Below are 12,632 nucleotides of genomic sequence, written 5' to 3'. Positions count from 1 at the left end.
GCTCCCTCTCCAGCTTGGATGCACGCGATGCGGGGCCGCGCCGCTGGCGGCCCCCCGCGGTCACGGTGAACTCTATACGGGCTCGCCGAGCGCCGCCAGAAGCGGTGCCCACTGTGCCTGCAACGCTTCCAACGCCCGGCTCCGTCGGCGGTTCCTCGCGTCGAACGCGCCGAGACCCTGCGCCGCCAACTCGGCATGAGCCGTGCGCTCGGGGATCCAGGCGAGGGCTGCGCGCCCCATGCCGGCCAGCGCGGCCTCGAGCTCGCGCCCCGCGCGGCTCTGCGCGCGGACGCGGTTGACGAGGAGGTGCAGTGCTACCTTGCCCTTGCGCACCCGCTTGATCTCGTCGATCTCGTCGAGGAAGCGGGTCGTCGACTCGAGGTCGAAGACCCCGGGCTGCACTGGCACGACGACCGCGCGGGCCTCGGCGATCAGCGCCTCGGCGCGGTTGCCCCTGAGCGCGCCCGGCGCGTCGATCACCAGCCAGTCGGTCTTCTTCGGCGTCTCGCCGATGTCGCCCGCCTTCTCCCAGCTCACGCCGCGGATCGCGGGGGCGGTGGCGGGGCGGCGCGCGAGCCAGCCCATCGCGGACTGCTGGCGGTCGGCATCGGCCAGCGTCACCCGCGCGCCCCGGGCCGCGAGCGCGCTTGCCAGCGTCACCGCGACCAGCGTCTTGCCGACACCGCCCTTGCGGTTCGCGATCAGCACCGTCTGCATCGGCGCCCCCCTTTGTGCGGCTGGCTCCCGGCGCGCGGGAAAGGGTCTTGTGACAGAATTGCCCCAAGCCTAGCCGACCCCGCGGCGAATGGAAGGCACCGCGAAAGAAACCCGCGACAGCGCCCGCGCGGCGCGTTAATCATCGCGCCCATGCAGGTGATTACCACGACAGACGATCTCGCCGCGCTCTGCGCCCGCTGCGCCCGCGGCCCCTATGTGACGGTCGATACCGAGTTCATGCGCGAGCGCACCTTCTGGTCGCAGCTATGCCTGGTGCAGCTTGCCGCGCCCGCGAGCGGCGACGACCCGGAGGTCGCGGCGCTGATCGACCCGCTGGCCCAGAAGATCGAGCTCGCGCCGCTGTTCGCGCTGATGGCCGATCAGGGCGTGGTCAAGGTGTTCCACGCGGCGCGGCAGGACATCGAGATCTTCCACCATCTGGGCGGCGTCATCCCGCAGCCGATGTTCGACAGCCAGGTCGCGGCCATGGTGCTGGGGTTCGGCGAGCAGGTGGGCTACGAGACCCTGGTGCGCCGCGTCGCCAAGGCCGAGCTCGACAAGTCCTCGCGCTTCACCGACTGGGCGCGGCGCCCGCTCAGCGACAAGCAGCTTGCCTACGCGCTGGGGGACGTGACGCATCTGCGCACGATCTACGAGGCGCTTTCGACGCGGCTGGAGAAGTCGGGCCGAGCGCACTGGGTGGCCGAGGAGATGGCGATCCTCACCGACCCCGAGACCTACATCACCCGGCCCGAGGACGCCTGGAAGCGCGTCAAGGCGCGCTCGAACAGCCCGGCCTTCCTTGCCGTGGTGGCCGCGCTGGCGGCGTGGCGAGAACGTGAGGCGCAGGCCCGCGACGTGCCGCGCCAGCGGCTCCTGAAGGACGACGCGCTGCTCGAGATCGCGGTCGCCCGCCCGCGCACACCCGACGACCTCGGCAAGCTGCGGCTGGTGCAGCGCGAGGCGCGCAAGCCCGATTTCGCCGCCGCGATCCTGGGCGCGGTGGCCGAGGGGATCGCCTGCCCGGCCGACCGGCGCCCGACCTTGCCGCCGCCGCCCCGGCGGCGCGAGGGCTCGGCGGCGGTGGCCGACCTTCTGCGGGTGTTCCTCAAGGCGCGCGCCGACGCGCTGGGGATTGCCGCGAAGCTGATCGCCTCGACCTCGGACCTCGACGCGCTGGCGGGCGAGGACAACCCCGACCTGCCGCTTCTGCGGGGCTGGCGGCGCGAGGTGTTCGGCGAGGACGCGCTGCGGCTCGTCGCCGGGCAGCTTGGCCTGGTGGCCCGGCCCGGCGGGGTCGAGGTGTTCGAGTTCGGCTGAGCGCCCGGCGGACCGGCGGGATGCGTCCCCGCGGCCCGCGCCGCTCAGAAATCCACCTGTCCCGAGTTCGTCAGGCTGTGGACCCTCAGCCCCGCCACGCCGCGCAGCCGCGACGCCGGAAGCTGGGCGTCGGCTCGGATGGCGCGCGCGTCGATGGTGCCCTGCGGCATGTTGAGCGCGGGGTCGGGCGGGATCGCGACGAAGTCGAAATCGAGATAGCCGTCGGGCGCCGGCTGCCCCTCGCGCCGGGCGCGCAGGCTGGCGCCGCCATAGCCGGTGGTCGGCGCGGTGCCGAAGGCGCTGATCGCATAGCCGTCGCGGGTGCGTCCGATCTCGATGTTGCGCAGCGCCTGGACCGGCACCGGCTGGCGCGCGGCAAGGGCCGCCTGCGCCTCGGCTTCGGGCTCGTCGCCGCCGAACAGGCTGCAGCCGCCGACCATGGCGCCAAGCGCCGCCGCGGCGAGGAGAGACGGGAATCGACGCAGACGCATGCGGGCCTTGCCTCCAGTGACTTTACGGCATCGCGATGGACCATAAGTGGCGCCGCGCGGAAAGGGAATTCCCAGATGGCGGGCTGGGCACGGCAGCGGCCGGCGCGCCGGGGGGCTGCACTGGACGCGAGGGGCGGGCATCGCTAGATGAAGGGCCAGAGCCACGGAGACGACGCATGACCGCCCAGCCCCGGTTCGAGGAAATCGCCGAGAACTTCGAGCTTTTCGACGATTGGGAGGACCGCTACCGCTATGTCATCGAGCTTGGCCGCGAGATGGCGCCGCTCGACGACGCGCAGAAGATCCCGGCCCACAAGGTCGAGGGCTGCGCGAGCCAGGTGTGGCTGGTGCCCTCGGTGACCGAGGGGCCGGACGGTGTGGCGCGGCTCGACTTCCGGGGCGATTCGGACGCGATGATCGTGCGCGGCCTGATCGCGATCCTGCACGCGCTCTATTCGGGCCTGCCGCTGCGCGAGGCGGCGGCGGTCGATGCGCCGCGCGAGCTTGCGCGCCTCGGGCTCGAGCAGCATCTCTCGACCCAGCGCTCGAACGGGCTCAAGGCGATGATCGGGCGCATCGGTGATCTGACCCGCGCCGCCGCCTGACCCGCCCGCCGCTGCGGCCGAACCCGATCCTTGCCCTTGGGCCTGGAGAGGAGGACGCTATAGTCCCCACCCCCCGAATCACGCGCCTGCGAGGCCCGACGCCCATGACCAACGCTCTCACCGATCTTCTTGCCACGCGCGAGTGGCTGCTGCTGGACGGCGCCACGGGGACCAACCTGTTCGAGATGGGCCTGATGTCGGGCGACGCGCCCGAACTGTGGAACGTCACCGAGCCGGGGAAGATCAAGGCGCTGCACCAGGGCTTCGTCGATGCCGGCGCCGACGTGATCCTGACCAATTCCTTCGGCGGCTCGCGCTACCGGCTCAAGCTGCACCATGCCGAGGACCGGGTCTTCGAACTCAACAAGCGCGCCGCCGAACTGGCCCGCGAGGTCGCCGACAAGGCGGGCCGCAAGGTGATCGTCGCGGGCTCGGTCGGGCCGACGGGCGAGATCCTCGAGCCCGTGGGCTCGCTGAGCCACGCCGACGCGGTCGCGGCCTTCGAGGAGCAGATCGAGGGCCTTATGGCCGGCGGCGCCGACGTGATCTGGGGCGAGACGATCTCGTCCGAGGAGGAGTTGCGCGCGCTGGCCGAGGCCGCCGCCAACAAGGGCGCGCCGCTCTGCGCGACGCTGAGCTTCGACACCGCGGGCCGCACCATGATGGGCGTGACCAGCCGGCACTATGCCGAGATCGCGCCGGATCTGGCGGCGCGGCCAATCGCGATCGGCGCGAACTGCGGCACCGGGGCGTCGGACCTTCTGCGCACCGTGCTGGGCATCACCGAGGCCGCGCCCGATGCCATCGTCATCGCCAAGGCCAATGCCGGCATCCCGAAATACGTCGATGGCCACATCCATTACGACGGCACGCCCGAGCTGATGGCCGATTACGCGCGGCTGGCGCGCGACGCGGGCGCGCGGCTGATCGGCGGCTGCTGCGGCACCAAGGCCGAGCACCTGCGCGCGATGCGCGCGGCACTCGAGGGCCACGAGCGGGACGGGCGGCCGAGCCTCGACGAGATCCGCGCCCGGCTTGGCGAGTTCAGCTCGGCCAGCGACGGGACCGAGGCGACGGGCGAGGGCGCCGAGGGCCGCCGCCGGCGCCGCCGCGGCTGAGCCCGGGCGCCGCGGCCGCGCCGACCCGCCGGACCGGGCCCGCAAGGCCACTGCCGTGCGGCGCGCGCGACACGCCGCGTCGCAGTCTGTCGGTTTGTCACCGGCGAATGACGGTTTTCTCGGAGCCGCGCGCGGGGCATATACCGCATAAGGCAGCAGGAAGCGCGCCGCGGCGTGCGAGGATTCATCCCGGGGAGATCGAGCCTTGGCCGAGGAAGACGACATCATCCTGAGCGAACTGGACGACGAGGAGCTTGTCCAGCAGATGCACGACGACCTCTATGACGGCCTCAAGGACGAGATCGTCGAGGGCGTGAACATCCTGCTCGGGCGTGGCTGGACGCCCTACGACGTGCTCACCAAGGCGCTGGTCGAGGGGATGCGGATCGTCGGCATCGACTTCCGCGACGGCATCCTGTTCGTCCCGGAGGTCCTGCTGGCCGCCAACGCCATGAAGGCGGGCATGGGCGTGCTGAAACCCCTGCTGGCCGAAACCGGGGCGCCGCGGCTTGGCACCATGGTGATCGGTACCGTCAAGGGCGACATCCACGACATCGGCAAGAACCTCGTGTCGATGATGATGGAGGGCGCGGGCTTCGAGGTCTACGACCTCGGCATCAACAACCCGGTCGAGAACTATCTCGAGGCGATCGAGAAGCACCAGCCCGACATCCTTGGCATGTCGGCGCTGCTGACGACGACCATGCCCTACATGAAGGTCGTGATCGACACCATGAAGGAAAAGGGCATCCGCGACGATTATGTCGTGCTGGTCGGCGGGGCGCCGCTGAACGAGGAGTTCGGCAAGGCGATCGGCGCTGACGCCTATTGCCGCGACGCCGCGGTGGCGGTCGAGACGGCCAAGAGCTTCATGGCCCGCAAGCACAACCGCGCCATCGCCGCGGGCTGAGGCCCGCGGGCGAGCCGCGAGGGCGCCCGCGCGCGGCGGGGGCGCCAGGGGCGCGCGCGGGACGAGGTCCGGTGATGACGCAGCCGCTGCCCGACGACGAGACCCTGACCGAGGCCGGCCTCGAGCTGCGGGGCAGGGGCCGCGTGCTGCTGATCGCCTGCGGCGCACTGGCGCGCGAGATCCTGGCAGTCGGCCGCGCCAACCGCTGGACGCATCTCGACCTCGCCTGCCTGCCCGCGAGGCTCCACAACACGCCCGCCGTGATCCCCGAGGCCGTCCGCGCCCGCATCCGCCGGGCCCGCGCCGAGGGCTACGAGGCCATCCACGTCGTCTACGCCGATTGCGGGACGGGCGGGCTTCTCGACCGCGTCTGCGCTGAGGAGGGGGTCGAGCGCATCGCAGGCCCCCACTGCTACAGCTTCTTCGACGGGAACGACGCCTTCGCCGCGCGCGCGGACGCCGAGATCGGCGCCTTCTACCTGACCGACTTCCTTGCCCGCCAGTTCGATGCGCTGGTGTGGCGGGGCCTCGGGCTCGACCGGCACCCGGAACTGCGCGATCTCTATTTCGGGAATTACGACCGCGTCGTCTATCTCGCGCAGACCGATGACCCTGCGCTTGAGGCGCGGGCGCGCGAGGCGGCCCTGCGCCTCGGGCTCGGGCTCGAGAAACGGGTCACGGGATATGGCGATCTTGCGGCCTTCGTCGCGGCCGCGATGCGGGGCTGAGCGCGCCCCGCGCGCGCATTTTTCAGGTGTCGGAGACGAGCCGCAACCGCGGCCGTGGCCGTTCGGGGCCGTCGCCCCCGCCCGCGGTTCCGGCCTCGAGCCCGCCCGCGATCGCGACCAGCCCGCGCCTCGCCGCGCCGCGCGGCATGACGCCCGGACGGGCCGCGAAGGTCGCGCCGCCTTCGGTGAAGCCGCCACCATAGGCCGTGTTCTCGCGCGCCTCGACGGTGATCTCGACGGGGGCCACCGACATCGCGTCGATGGTGAAGCGCAGCGGCTGGTTGCCCGAGCGCGCGGCGCCGTCCTCGAGGCAGTGGAGCGCCCCGATCACGCGGTCGACCCGGCCGTTGTCGCTGCGGAGCGGGAGGAAGACGATCTCCCACGCCTCGTGGCGCCCGTCCGCGCGGCGCATGCGGGCATGGCCCACGCCCGGTTCCGCCAGCGTCTCGCGGAGCAGTTCGATCAGACTCTGGCGCGCGCCGATGTCCATGATGGCGCCGACGGGCATCCCTCGCAGCTCCATGCCGAACGAGTCCGCCAGCGCCGTCCCGCAGATGCGGAACCGCATATTGCCAAGCCCCACATCCTCGAGAATGAACAGGTGGCCGATCTTCGACGGAATGTCGCGCGGATCGACCTCGGCGCGGTACGGGCATGCGCGTCCCGCCCGCAGGTCCTGCCAGTACGCCTCAAGCGCACGGATCTCGGGGTGCAGAATCGACGAATTATTCCGGGTCAGGTATCCCATGAAACTCACGCAACCGTCTTGAACGTTCGAAAAAGCGTACACCACCCTCGCGACGACTTTACTCTTTTGCAACCACGAGTCCAAGCGCGGGCGATGCCTCAAATCGAGACAATGCCGCCGGCCGCGAGCGCCGGGCACGGATGGCCATGCGGGCCCCTCGCGGGCGCGCGGGTGTTGACCCGGGCGGCGGCTGCGCGCAATCTCCGCGCCGCCGGGGTCCACGGGCCACGGCGGCCACTCCCCCGGTTCCTTCCAGCGAGCGAGACCCGCGAATGCCTGCCACGCCCGACCCCGAGCGCCAGGGACTGCTCTTCGTCCTTTCCTCGCCGTCGGGTGCCGGCAAGTCGACCCTGTCGCGCCGGCTGCTGGCGGGGGATGCGTCCTTCGTGCTGTCGATCTCGGCGACGACGCGCCCCATGCGGCCGGGCGAGATCGACGGAAAGGATTACCATTTCGTTGATCTCGCTCGCTTTCGCGCGATGGCCGAGGCCGGCGGGATGCTCGAGCACGCGCGGGTCTTCGACCATCACTACGGCACCCCGCGCGCGCCGGTCGAGGCGGCCATCGCCGCCGGGCGCGACGTGTTGTTCGACGTCGACTGGCAGGGCACCCAGCAGCTGCGCGACTCGGCGCTGGGCTTCGCGGTGGTCAGCGTCTTCATCCTTCCGCCCTCGATCGCCGAGCTCGAGCGCCGCCTGCGCCACCGCGGTCAGGACGACGACGCGGTGATCGCGCGCCGCATGGCCAAGTCGCAGGCCGAGATCAGCCATTGGGCCGAGTACGACTACGTCCTGATCAATGACGATCTGGATCTGTGCTATTCTCAGATTGAAACAATCGTTGCGGCCGAACGCTTGCGCCGCCCCCGCCAGCGCGCTCTCGTCGGACATATCGACTCACTGAATCGTGAGTTTCAGGAGCTCTTCGGATGACCCTCTATTCCCTCGACGGCCACAGCCCCGTCCTTCCCGCCTCGGGCGAGATCTACCTCGCGCCGGGCGCTCGGCTGATCGGCCAGGTGACGCTCCACGAGGGCTCGAGCGTCTGGTTCAACGCTGTCCTGCGCGGCGACAACGAGCCCATCGTGGTCGGCGAGGGGACGAACATCCAGGACGGCGCGGTCTGCCACACCGATCCCGGCTTTCCGCTGACCATCGGCGCCGAGGTGACCGTCGGGCATGGTGCGATCCTGCATGGCTGCACCATCGGCGACGGCTCGCTGATCGGCATGGGCGCGGTGGTGCTGAACGGCGCGCGAATTGGCCGCGGCTGCCTGATCGGGGCGAACGCGCTGGTGACCGAGGGCAAGGAGATCCCCGACCATTCGATGGTGCTGGGCCAGCCCGCCCGGGTGGTCCGCACGCTCGACGCCGCAGCGATCGAGGGGCTGCGCGAGGCGGCCGCGGTCTACCGGCGGCGCATCCGGCGCTATCTCGACGGCTTCGGCACGCTCTGAGGCGCGGGCGTCAGTTCGGCAGCGCGGTGACAAGCACGAGGCCGGGCGCGCTTCGCACGGCCAGGCGCGCGCCCGCCCCGCGCAGCACGGGCGCCAGCAGGGCAAGCTCGACCCGCCGCGGCTCGGGCAGGCGCTGCATGGGCAGGCCGGCGAGCCAGGCCTCGGCGTCGGCATCGAGCGCCGCGCCCTCGCCCTCGGCTGCCACGCCCACCGGCCAGGCTGTGTCGAGCGCCATGGTCACCGAGATCCGGCCGCGCATCCCCAGCAGGCAGCGCCCCGCCAGCGCCATCAGCGCGACGCCGCGTGCGGCGGCGAGCCGCAGCGGCGGGCCCTCGAGCCCGGTCCAGCGCATGGTCACGCGCGCATCCTCGAGCACCGCGCCCACGGTCCGTTGCAGCGCGTCGCGCGCCATGCCGCCGCCATCGCCGGCTGTCCCGAAGGCCAGCCGGTGCAGCCGCAGCATCGACGCCGCCCGCGCCGAGGAATCGCGGATCAGGCTTAGTTCCTCGCCGATGTCGGCGTGTGACAGTTCGTCGATCAGGTCGGCGGCGTTGCCGATCGCCCCCACCGGGCTCACGAGATCGTGACAGATCCGGGCGGCAACGATCTCCGCCAGCGCGCTCTCGTTCATCGCGTTGCTCCCCTCGTTCCCGCGGCCTCTGCCGGCGCGGATGCCGGCCTCCGGCGCGCGGTGCTGGCGGCGCGGTGCGGTCCGCGCTACATGGACCTCATGCTCGATCCATTCATAGAAGTGGGCGCCCTCGTCCGCCATGCCGCCGAGCCCGATTGGGGCATCGGCCAGGTGCAATCGATCATCGGCCAGCGCGTCACCGTCAATTTCGAGAACCGCGGCAAGGTGGTCCTGCAAGGCGCGGATCTGCCGCTCGACCTTGTCGAGCCCGACCGCGCCTGATCGGGGTCGCCGCAAAAGCTGAACGAAGCGTTAAGCGCGCTGGCGGCCGCCCGGGGGCGCCATGCGTGACGGTTGCACAGCCGTCACATTGCCCATAGTGTCCGCCAACCGGACGGCGGCGCGACAAGACGGCCGACGGGAGAGTGTCGGACGACCTGGGAGATCACCGCGGATGTATGTCGATGCCGGCCGCTTCGTCGTTCGACTGGCGGACTGCGACGAGGACGTCGCCGCGGCACAGCGCCTGCGATACCGCGTCTTCGTCGAGGAGATGGGCGCCACCGCCGCGCCCGAGGATGCCGCCGGCCGGCGCGAGCGCGACCGCTTCGACCCCTATTTCGACCATCTGCTGCTGATCGATCGCGAATGCGCGGATCCCGATCTCGAGCGCGGCGTGGTGGGGGTCTACCGGGTCATGCGCGGCTCGGTGGCGCGCGGGGGCATCGGCTTCTATGGCGCGCAGGAATACGACCTCGACCTGTTTCTGCACTATCCGCGGGAAACCCTTGAACTTGGACGCTCCTGCGTCGATTCGGCATATCGGGGCGGGACCGGAATGCACCTGCTGTGGACGGGGCTGGGGCATTACGTGGCCGAGCACGACGTCTCGATCCTGTTCGGGGTTGCGAGCTTCCACGGCACCGACACGGGCGCGATCGCGCAGGCGCTGAGCTACCTGCACTACAACCACCTCGCGCCCGAGGATCTGCGGGTGCGCGCCGTGCCCACGCACTCCACGCCGATGAACATCCTGCCGCCCGGCGAGGTCGACCGGATCGAGGCGCTGCGCCAGATCCCCGCGCTCATCAAGGCCTATCTCAGGCTTGGCGGCTTCGTCGGCGAGGGCGCCTATATCGACTGGGATTTCAACACCATCGACGTCTGCCTTATCATGGACACGGCGCGCATGGTGCAGCGCTACCGCACCTTCTATTCGCAGGAGAAGAAGCCCGGCAGCGCGGCCCCCGTCGCGGACTGAGCGGGCACGGGGCCGGGGCGCGAGCGCGACATGTCGAGCACCTGGAGGGGAGCCGAGCCCGAGCACCTAGCGCCCCTGACCGGCGTCGAGACGCTACGCGCCGGCCTGCGCCTGGTGGCGATGGTGACGCTGACGGCCACGATCCTCGGCCTGTTCCTGGTCGGGCGCGCGATGCGGGCCGTGCTGGGGCGGTGGGTGACCTTCCACTTCGCGCTGGCGCGGCTATGGGCGCGGGGTGGCCTGTGGCTCACGGGCCTGCAGCTGAGGGTCGAGGGGCGGCCGGTGACGGCGGGCGCGCTGGTGGCGAACCACTGCTCGTGGATCGACATCCTCGCGCTGAGGGCGGTCACGCTGATCTATTTCGTGGCGAAATCGGAAGTGCGCGACTGGCCGCTGGTTGGCTTCATCACCCGCGTGACCGGCACGGTGTTCATCGAGCGCCGCCGCAGCCACGCCAAGCGGCAGGAGGAGATCCTGCGCGAGCGCATCGCGGCGAAGCAGCTCCTCGCCTTCTTCCCCGAGGGCACCTCGACCGACGGGCTGCGGGTGCTGCCGTTCAAAAGCTCGCTCTTCTCGGTGTTCTTCCTCGATGGGCACGGCGCCGAGCTCTGGGTGCAGCCGGTGACGATCCGCTACCTGCCCGACCCGCGCGACAGCGTGCCGCCCAGCTTCTACGGCTGGTGGGGCGACATGAGCTTCGAGGGTCATGTCTGGCAGGTCATGGCCCGCTCGCGCCGGGGGCGGGTCGAGGTGATCTTCCACGACGCGGTGCGCCCGGGCGACTTCGCCGACCGCAAGGCGCTGGCCGAGCATGCCGGGCGCATCGTCGTGGCAGGGCATGCGGGCGGGCCGCCGGCGCCCGCCGCCTGACGGGCGCGGTCGGCCCCTCGCAGCCGGAGGGCGCGGCGCCCGGTTCAAGCCCCGCTTGCCAGCCCACCGGGGGGCAGTGCTAATGTCGCGCAGTTTTCACAACCTTGCAGGTTTTCCATGAGCGACAGTTTCAGCACGTCGCAGCTTCCGCGGCGCGGTCCTTCCTCGCCCGAGATCAGCCTTGGCGTCTCGCCGCCCTCAGACATGACCGAGCCGCTCGAGCTCGCGGCCTGGCTGCGTAATCACGCGGTCGAGGAGGTCGAGTGCGTCACCCCCGATTTCGCCGGCATCGGGCGCGGCAAGGTGATGCCGTCGTCCAAGTTCATCCGCGACAACCCGACCTTCCTGCCGACCTCGCTGTTCTTCCTCACGATCACCGGGGGATACCCGGACATTGCGAATTTCGCGGCCTACGACACCGACGCCGACCTGATGCTGAAGCCCGACTACGGGACCATGCGCGCGGTGCCATGGGCGAATGACCGCTCGGTGCAGGTGATCCACGACGTGTCCGACCGCGAGGGGCGGCTGGTCGAGTTCGCGCCCCGCTCGGTGCTGCGCCGGGTGCTGGGGCTCTATCACGCGCAGGGCTGGCAGCCGGTGGTGGCGCCCGAGATCGAGTTCTACCTGACCAAGCCCAACACCGACCCCGATTATCCGCTGGAGCCGCCGCTGGGCCGCTCGGGCCGCCGGGCGCAGAAGAGCCAAGCCTACTCGATCTCGGCGGTCGATGAATACGACTCGGTGATCGAGCATATCTACGACTATGCCGAGGCGCTGGGGCTCGAGATCGACACGATCATCCAGGAGGCGGGGGCGGCGCAGCTCGAGGTCAACCTGCGGCACGGCGACCCGCTGGAACTGGCGGATCAGGTGTTCCTGTTCAAGCGGCTGATCCGCGAGGCGGCGCTGCGCTGCGGCTGCTATGCCACCTTCATGGCCAAGCCGATGGAGGAGCAGCCGGGCTCGGCCATGCACATCCACCAGAGCGTGGTGGTGCGCGCGACCGGCGACAACCTGTTCTCGAACGAGGATGGCAGCCCGTCGGACGCCTTCCACCACTTCATCGGCGGCCAGCAGGCGTATCTCAAGGCCGCCTGCTGCCTGATGGCGCCCTATGTGAACAGCTATCGCCGCCTCGTGCCGGGGATCACGGCGCCGATCAACCTCGACTGGGGACGCGACAACCGCACCACCGGGCTGAGGGTGCCGATCTCGCCCCCCGCGGCGCGGCGGGTCGAGAACCGGGTGGTGGGCGCAGACGCGAACCCCTACCTCGCCATCGCGGGGACGCTGGCGGCGGGGTATTTGGGCCTCGTGCAGCGGGTCGAGCCGCGCGGCGAGATCGTCTCGGACAGCTACGAGCGCCCGCGCGAGCTGCCCTATGGCCTTCTGGACGCGGTCGAGGAGTTCCGGCGCTGCGAGCCGTTGCGCGACGTTCTGGGCAAGGGCTTCTCGGACCTCTACGCCGCCGTGAAGGTGCATGAATTCGAGGAGTTCATGCGCGTGATCAGCCCGTGGGAGCGCGAGCACCTGCTGCTGAACGTCTGAGCCCCAGAGCCGTCGCGGCGCGGGCATCGAGCCCGCGCCACGCCGCCGCCGGCTGCGCCGCCGGTACGCGCGCCATTGCCGGCGTGGCGGGCTGAGCCCGATCGCGCGGCCCGGAGCCCTGTCGCACACGCCTGCACGCCGAGGCCCCGAGGAGGGGCGCGCCTGTGTTCCCCGGTCGGCGCACGCTCAGGTCGGGCCGTGCGAGGCGCGCCAGGGCGGGGCAGGG

15 protein-coding genes are annotated in these 12,632 nt (G+C 70.9%); 11 read left to right on the top strand and 4 right to left on the bottom strand.

The window, feature by feature from the left end; all coding sequences use genetic code 11:
- Nucleotides 1–72: 72 nt before the first annotated feature.
- Nucleotides 73–717 carry a ParA family protein gene (locus tag M1105_RS01770; RefSeq protein ID WP_249578629.1) on the bottom strand — a complete coding sequence of 215 codons (645 nt, stop codon included), beginning with the start codon at nucleotides 715–717 and terminating at the stop codon, nucleotides 73–75.
- 150 nt (nucleotides 718–867) lie between these two features.
- Here M1105_RS01770 and rnd point away from each other — a divergent pair, with 150 nt between their 5' ends.
- Nucleotides 868–2,037, top strand: a complete 1,170-nt coding sequence (rnd, locus tag M1105_RS01765) for a ribonuclease D (RefSeq protein WP_249578628.1) — start codon at nucleotides 868–870, stop codon at nucleotides 2,035–2,037.
- A 44-nt stretch (nucleotides 2,038–2,081) separates the two neighbouring features.
- Here the strand turns inward: rnd and M1105_RS01760 are convergent, their stop codons facing one another.
- Complete coding sequence (locus M1105_RS01760; protein ID WP_249578627.1) at nucleotides 2,082–2,528, bottom strand: hypothetical protein; 447 nt, start codon at nucleotides 2,526–2,528, stop codon at nucleotides 2,082–2,084.
- 176 nt (nucleotides 2,529–2,704) lie between these two features.
- On the opposite strand from M1105_RS01760, the gene M1105_RS01755 reads away from it, so the two are divergent.
- The 4 genes from M1105_RS01755 to M1105_RS01740 all read left to right on the top strand — a co-directional run bounded on the left by M1105_RS01755 (nucleotide 2,705) and on the right by M1105_RS01740 (nucleotide 5,889).
- Nucleotides 2,705–3,133: a SufE family protein gene (locus M1105_RS01755; protein ID WP_249578626.1), complete on the top strand. Its 429-nt coding sequence runs from the start codon at nucleotides 2,705–2,707 to the stop codon at nucleotides 3,131–3,133.
- A 104-nt stretch (nucleotides 3,134–3,237) separates the two neighbouring features.
- On the top strand, nucleotides 3,238–4,251 hold the full coding sequence (bmt, locus tag M1105_RS01750) for a betaine--homocysteine S-methyltransferase (protein ID WP_249578625.1): 1,014 nt from the start codon (nucleotides 3,238–3,240) through the stop codon (nucleotides 4,249–4,251).
- 205 nt (nucleotides 4,252–4,456) lie between these two features.
- Nucleotides 4,457–5,161: a corrinoid protein gene (locus M1105_RS01745; protein ID WP_249578624.1), complete on the top strand. Its 705-nt coding sequence runs from the start codon at nucleotides 4,457–4,459 to the stop codon at nucleotides 5,159–5,161.
- A gap of 74 nt (nucleotides 5,162–5,235) precedes the next feature.
- Nucleotides 5,236–5,889 carry a DUF1638 domain-containing protein gene (locus M1105_RS01740; RefSeq protein WP_249578623.1) on the top strand — a complete coding sequence of 218 codons (654 nt, stop codon included), beginning with the start codon at nucleotides 5,236–5,238 and terminating at the stop codon, nucleotides 5,887–5,889.
- A gap of 22 nt (nucleotides 5,890–5,911) precedes the next feature.
- Here the strand turns inward: M1105_RS01740 and M1105_RS01735 are convergent, their stop codons facing one another.
- Nucleotides 5,912–6,637: a PAS domain-containing protein gene (locus M1105_RS01735; protein ID WP_249578622.1), complete on the bottom strand. Its 726-nt coding sequence runs from the start codon at nucleotides 6,635–6,637 to the stop codon at nucleotides 5,912–5,914.
- 272 nt (nucleotides 6,638–6,909) lie between these two features.
- Between M1105_RS01735 and gmk the strand changes: the two genes are divergently transcribed.
- Entirely contained in the window at nucleotides 6,910–7,569 is a 660-nt protein-coding gene (gene gmk / locus M1105_RS01730; protein ID WP_249578621.1) for a guanylate kinase, read from the top strand.
- Nucleotides 7,566–8,093, top strand: a complete 528-nt coding sequence (locus M1105_RS01725; RefSeq protein WP_249578620.1) for a gamma carbonic anhydrase family protein — start codon at nucleotides 7,566–7,568, stop codon at nucleotides 8,091–8,093. Before gmk ends, M1105_RS01725 begins: the two co-directional genes overlap by 4 nt.
- A 10-nt stretch (nucleotides 8,094–8,103) precedes the next feature.
- Here the strand turns inward: M1105_RS01725 and M1105_RS01720 are convergent, their stop codons facing one another.
- Nucleotides 8,104–8,724, bottom strand: a complete 621-nt coding sequence (locus M1105_RS01720) for a histidine phosphotransferase family protein (protein ID WP_249578619.1) — start codon at nucleotides 8,722–8,724, stop codon at nucleotides 8,104–8,106.
- A gap of 90 nt (nucleotides 8,725–8,814) precedes the next feature.
- Between M1105_RS01720 and M1105_RS01715 the strand changes: the two genes are divergently transcribed.
- From M1105_RS01715 to M1105_RS01700, 4 genes are all read left to right on the top strand, one after another.
- A complete protein-coding gene (locus M1105_RS01715) occupies nucleotides 8,815–9,006 on the top strand; it encodes a DUF3553 domain-containing protein (RefSeq protein WP_249578618.1) in 192 nt (63 codons plus the stop codon).
- A 172-nt stretch (nucleotides 9,007–9,178) separates the two neighbouring features.
- Nucleotides 9,179–9,985, top strand: coding sequence for a GNAT family N-acetyltransferase (locus M1105_RS01710; protein WP_249578617.1), 807 nt, complete (start codon nucleotides 9,179–9,181; stop codon nucleotides 9,983–9,985).
- A gap of 30 nt (nucleotides 9,986–10,015) precedes the next feature.
- Nucleotides 10,016–10,855 (top strand): lysophospholipid acyltransferase family protein, encoded by an 840-nt coding sequence (locus M1105_RS01705; protein ID WP_249578616.1) that lies wholly within the window; start codon nucleotides 10,016–10,018, stop codon nucleotides 10,853–10,855.
- A 204-nt stretch (nucleotides 10,856–11,059) separates the two neighbouring features.
- On the top strand, nucleotides 11,060–12,406 hold the full coding sequence (locus M1105_RS01700; protein WP_249579033.1) for a glutamine synthetase family protein: 1,347 nt from the start codon (nucleotides 11,060–11,062) through the stop codon (nucleotides 12,404–12,406).
- Nucleotides 12,407–12,632: the final 226 nt, after the last annotated feature.

The sequence above is a fragment of the Thermohalobaculum sediminis genome (assembly GCF_023487995.1).
Taxonomy (GTDB): Bacteria; Pseudomonadota; Alphaproteobacteria; order Rhodobacterales; family Rhodobacteraceae; genus Thermohalobaculum; species Thermohalobaculum sediminis.
The sequence above is the reverse complement of the archived record's forward strand: the minus strand, read 5'-3'. Positions and strand labels throughout refer to the sequence as shown.

Excerpts from the sequence above, each read along its gene's own strand:
- M1105_RS01710 (WP_249578617.1), top strand. The coding sequence starts at position 9,179 with ATGTATGTCGATGCCGGCCGCTTCGTCGTTCGACTGGCGGACTGCGAC.
- rnd (WP_249578628.1), top strand. The coding sequence starts at position 868 with ATGCAGGTGATTACCACGACAGACGATCTCGCCGCGCTCTGCGCCCGC.
- M1105_RS01740 (WP_249578623.1), top strand. The coding sequence starts at position 5,236 with ATGACGCAGCCGCTGCCCGACGACGAGACCCTGACCGAGGCCGGCCTC.
- M1105_RS01755 (WP_249578626.1), top strand. The coding sequence starts at position 2,705 with ATGACCGCCCAGCCCCGGTTCGAGGAAATCGCCGAGAACTTCGAGCTT.
- M1105_RS01735 (WP_249578622.1), bottom strand. The coding sequence starts at position 6,637 with ATGGGATACCTGACCCGGAATAATTCGTCGATTCTGCACCCCGAGATC.
- bmt (WP_249578625.1), top strand. The coding sequence starts at position 3,238 with ATGACCAACGCTCTCACCGATCTTCTTGCCACGCGCGAGTGGCTGCTG.
- gmk (WP_249578621.1), top strand. The coding sequence starts at position 6,910 with ATGCCTGCCACGCCCGACCCCGAGCGCCAGGGACTGCTCTTCGTCCTT.
- M1105_RS01760 (WP_249578627.1), bottom strand. The coding sequence starts at position 2,528 with ATGCGTCTGCGTCGATTCCCGTCTCTCCTCGCCGCGGCGGCGCTTGGC.
- M1105_RS01700 (WP_249579033.1), top strand. The coding sequence starts at position 11,060 with ATGACCGAGCCGCTCGAGCTCGCGGCCTGGCTGCGTAATCACGCGGTC.
- M1105_RS01705 (WP_249578616.1), top strand. The coding sequence starts at position 10,016 with ATGTCGAGCACCTGGAGGGGAGCCGAGCCCGAGCACCTAGCGCCCCTG.
- M1105_RS01725 (WP_249578620.1), top strand. The coding sequence starts at position 7,566 with ATGACCCTCTATTCCCTCGACGGCCACAGCCCCGTCCTTCCCGCCTCG.
- M1105_RS01715 (WP_249578618.1), top strand. The coding sequence starts at position 8,815 with ATGGACCTCATGCTCGATCCATTCATAGAAGTGGGCGCCCTCGTCCGC.
- M1105_RS01720 (WP_249578619.1), bottom strand. The coding sequence starts at position 8,724 with ATGAACGAGAGCGCGCTGGCGGAGATCGTTGCCGCCCGGATCTGTCAC.
- M1105_RS01770 (WP_249578629.1), bottom strand. The coding sequence starts at position 717 with ATGCAGACGGTGCTGATCGCGAACCGCAAGGGCGGTGTCGGCAAGACG.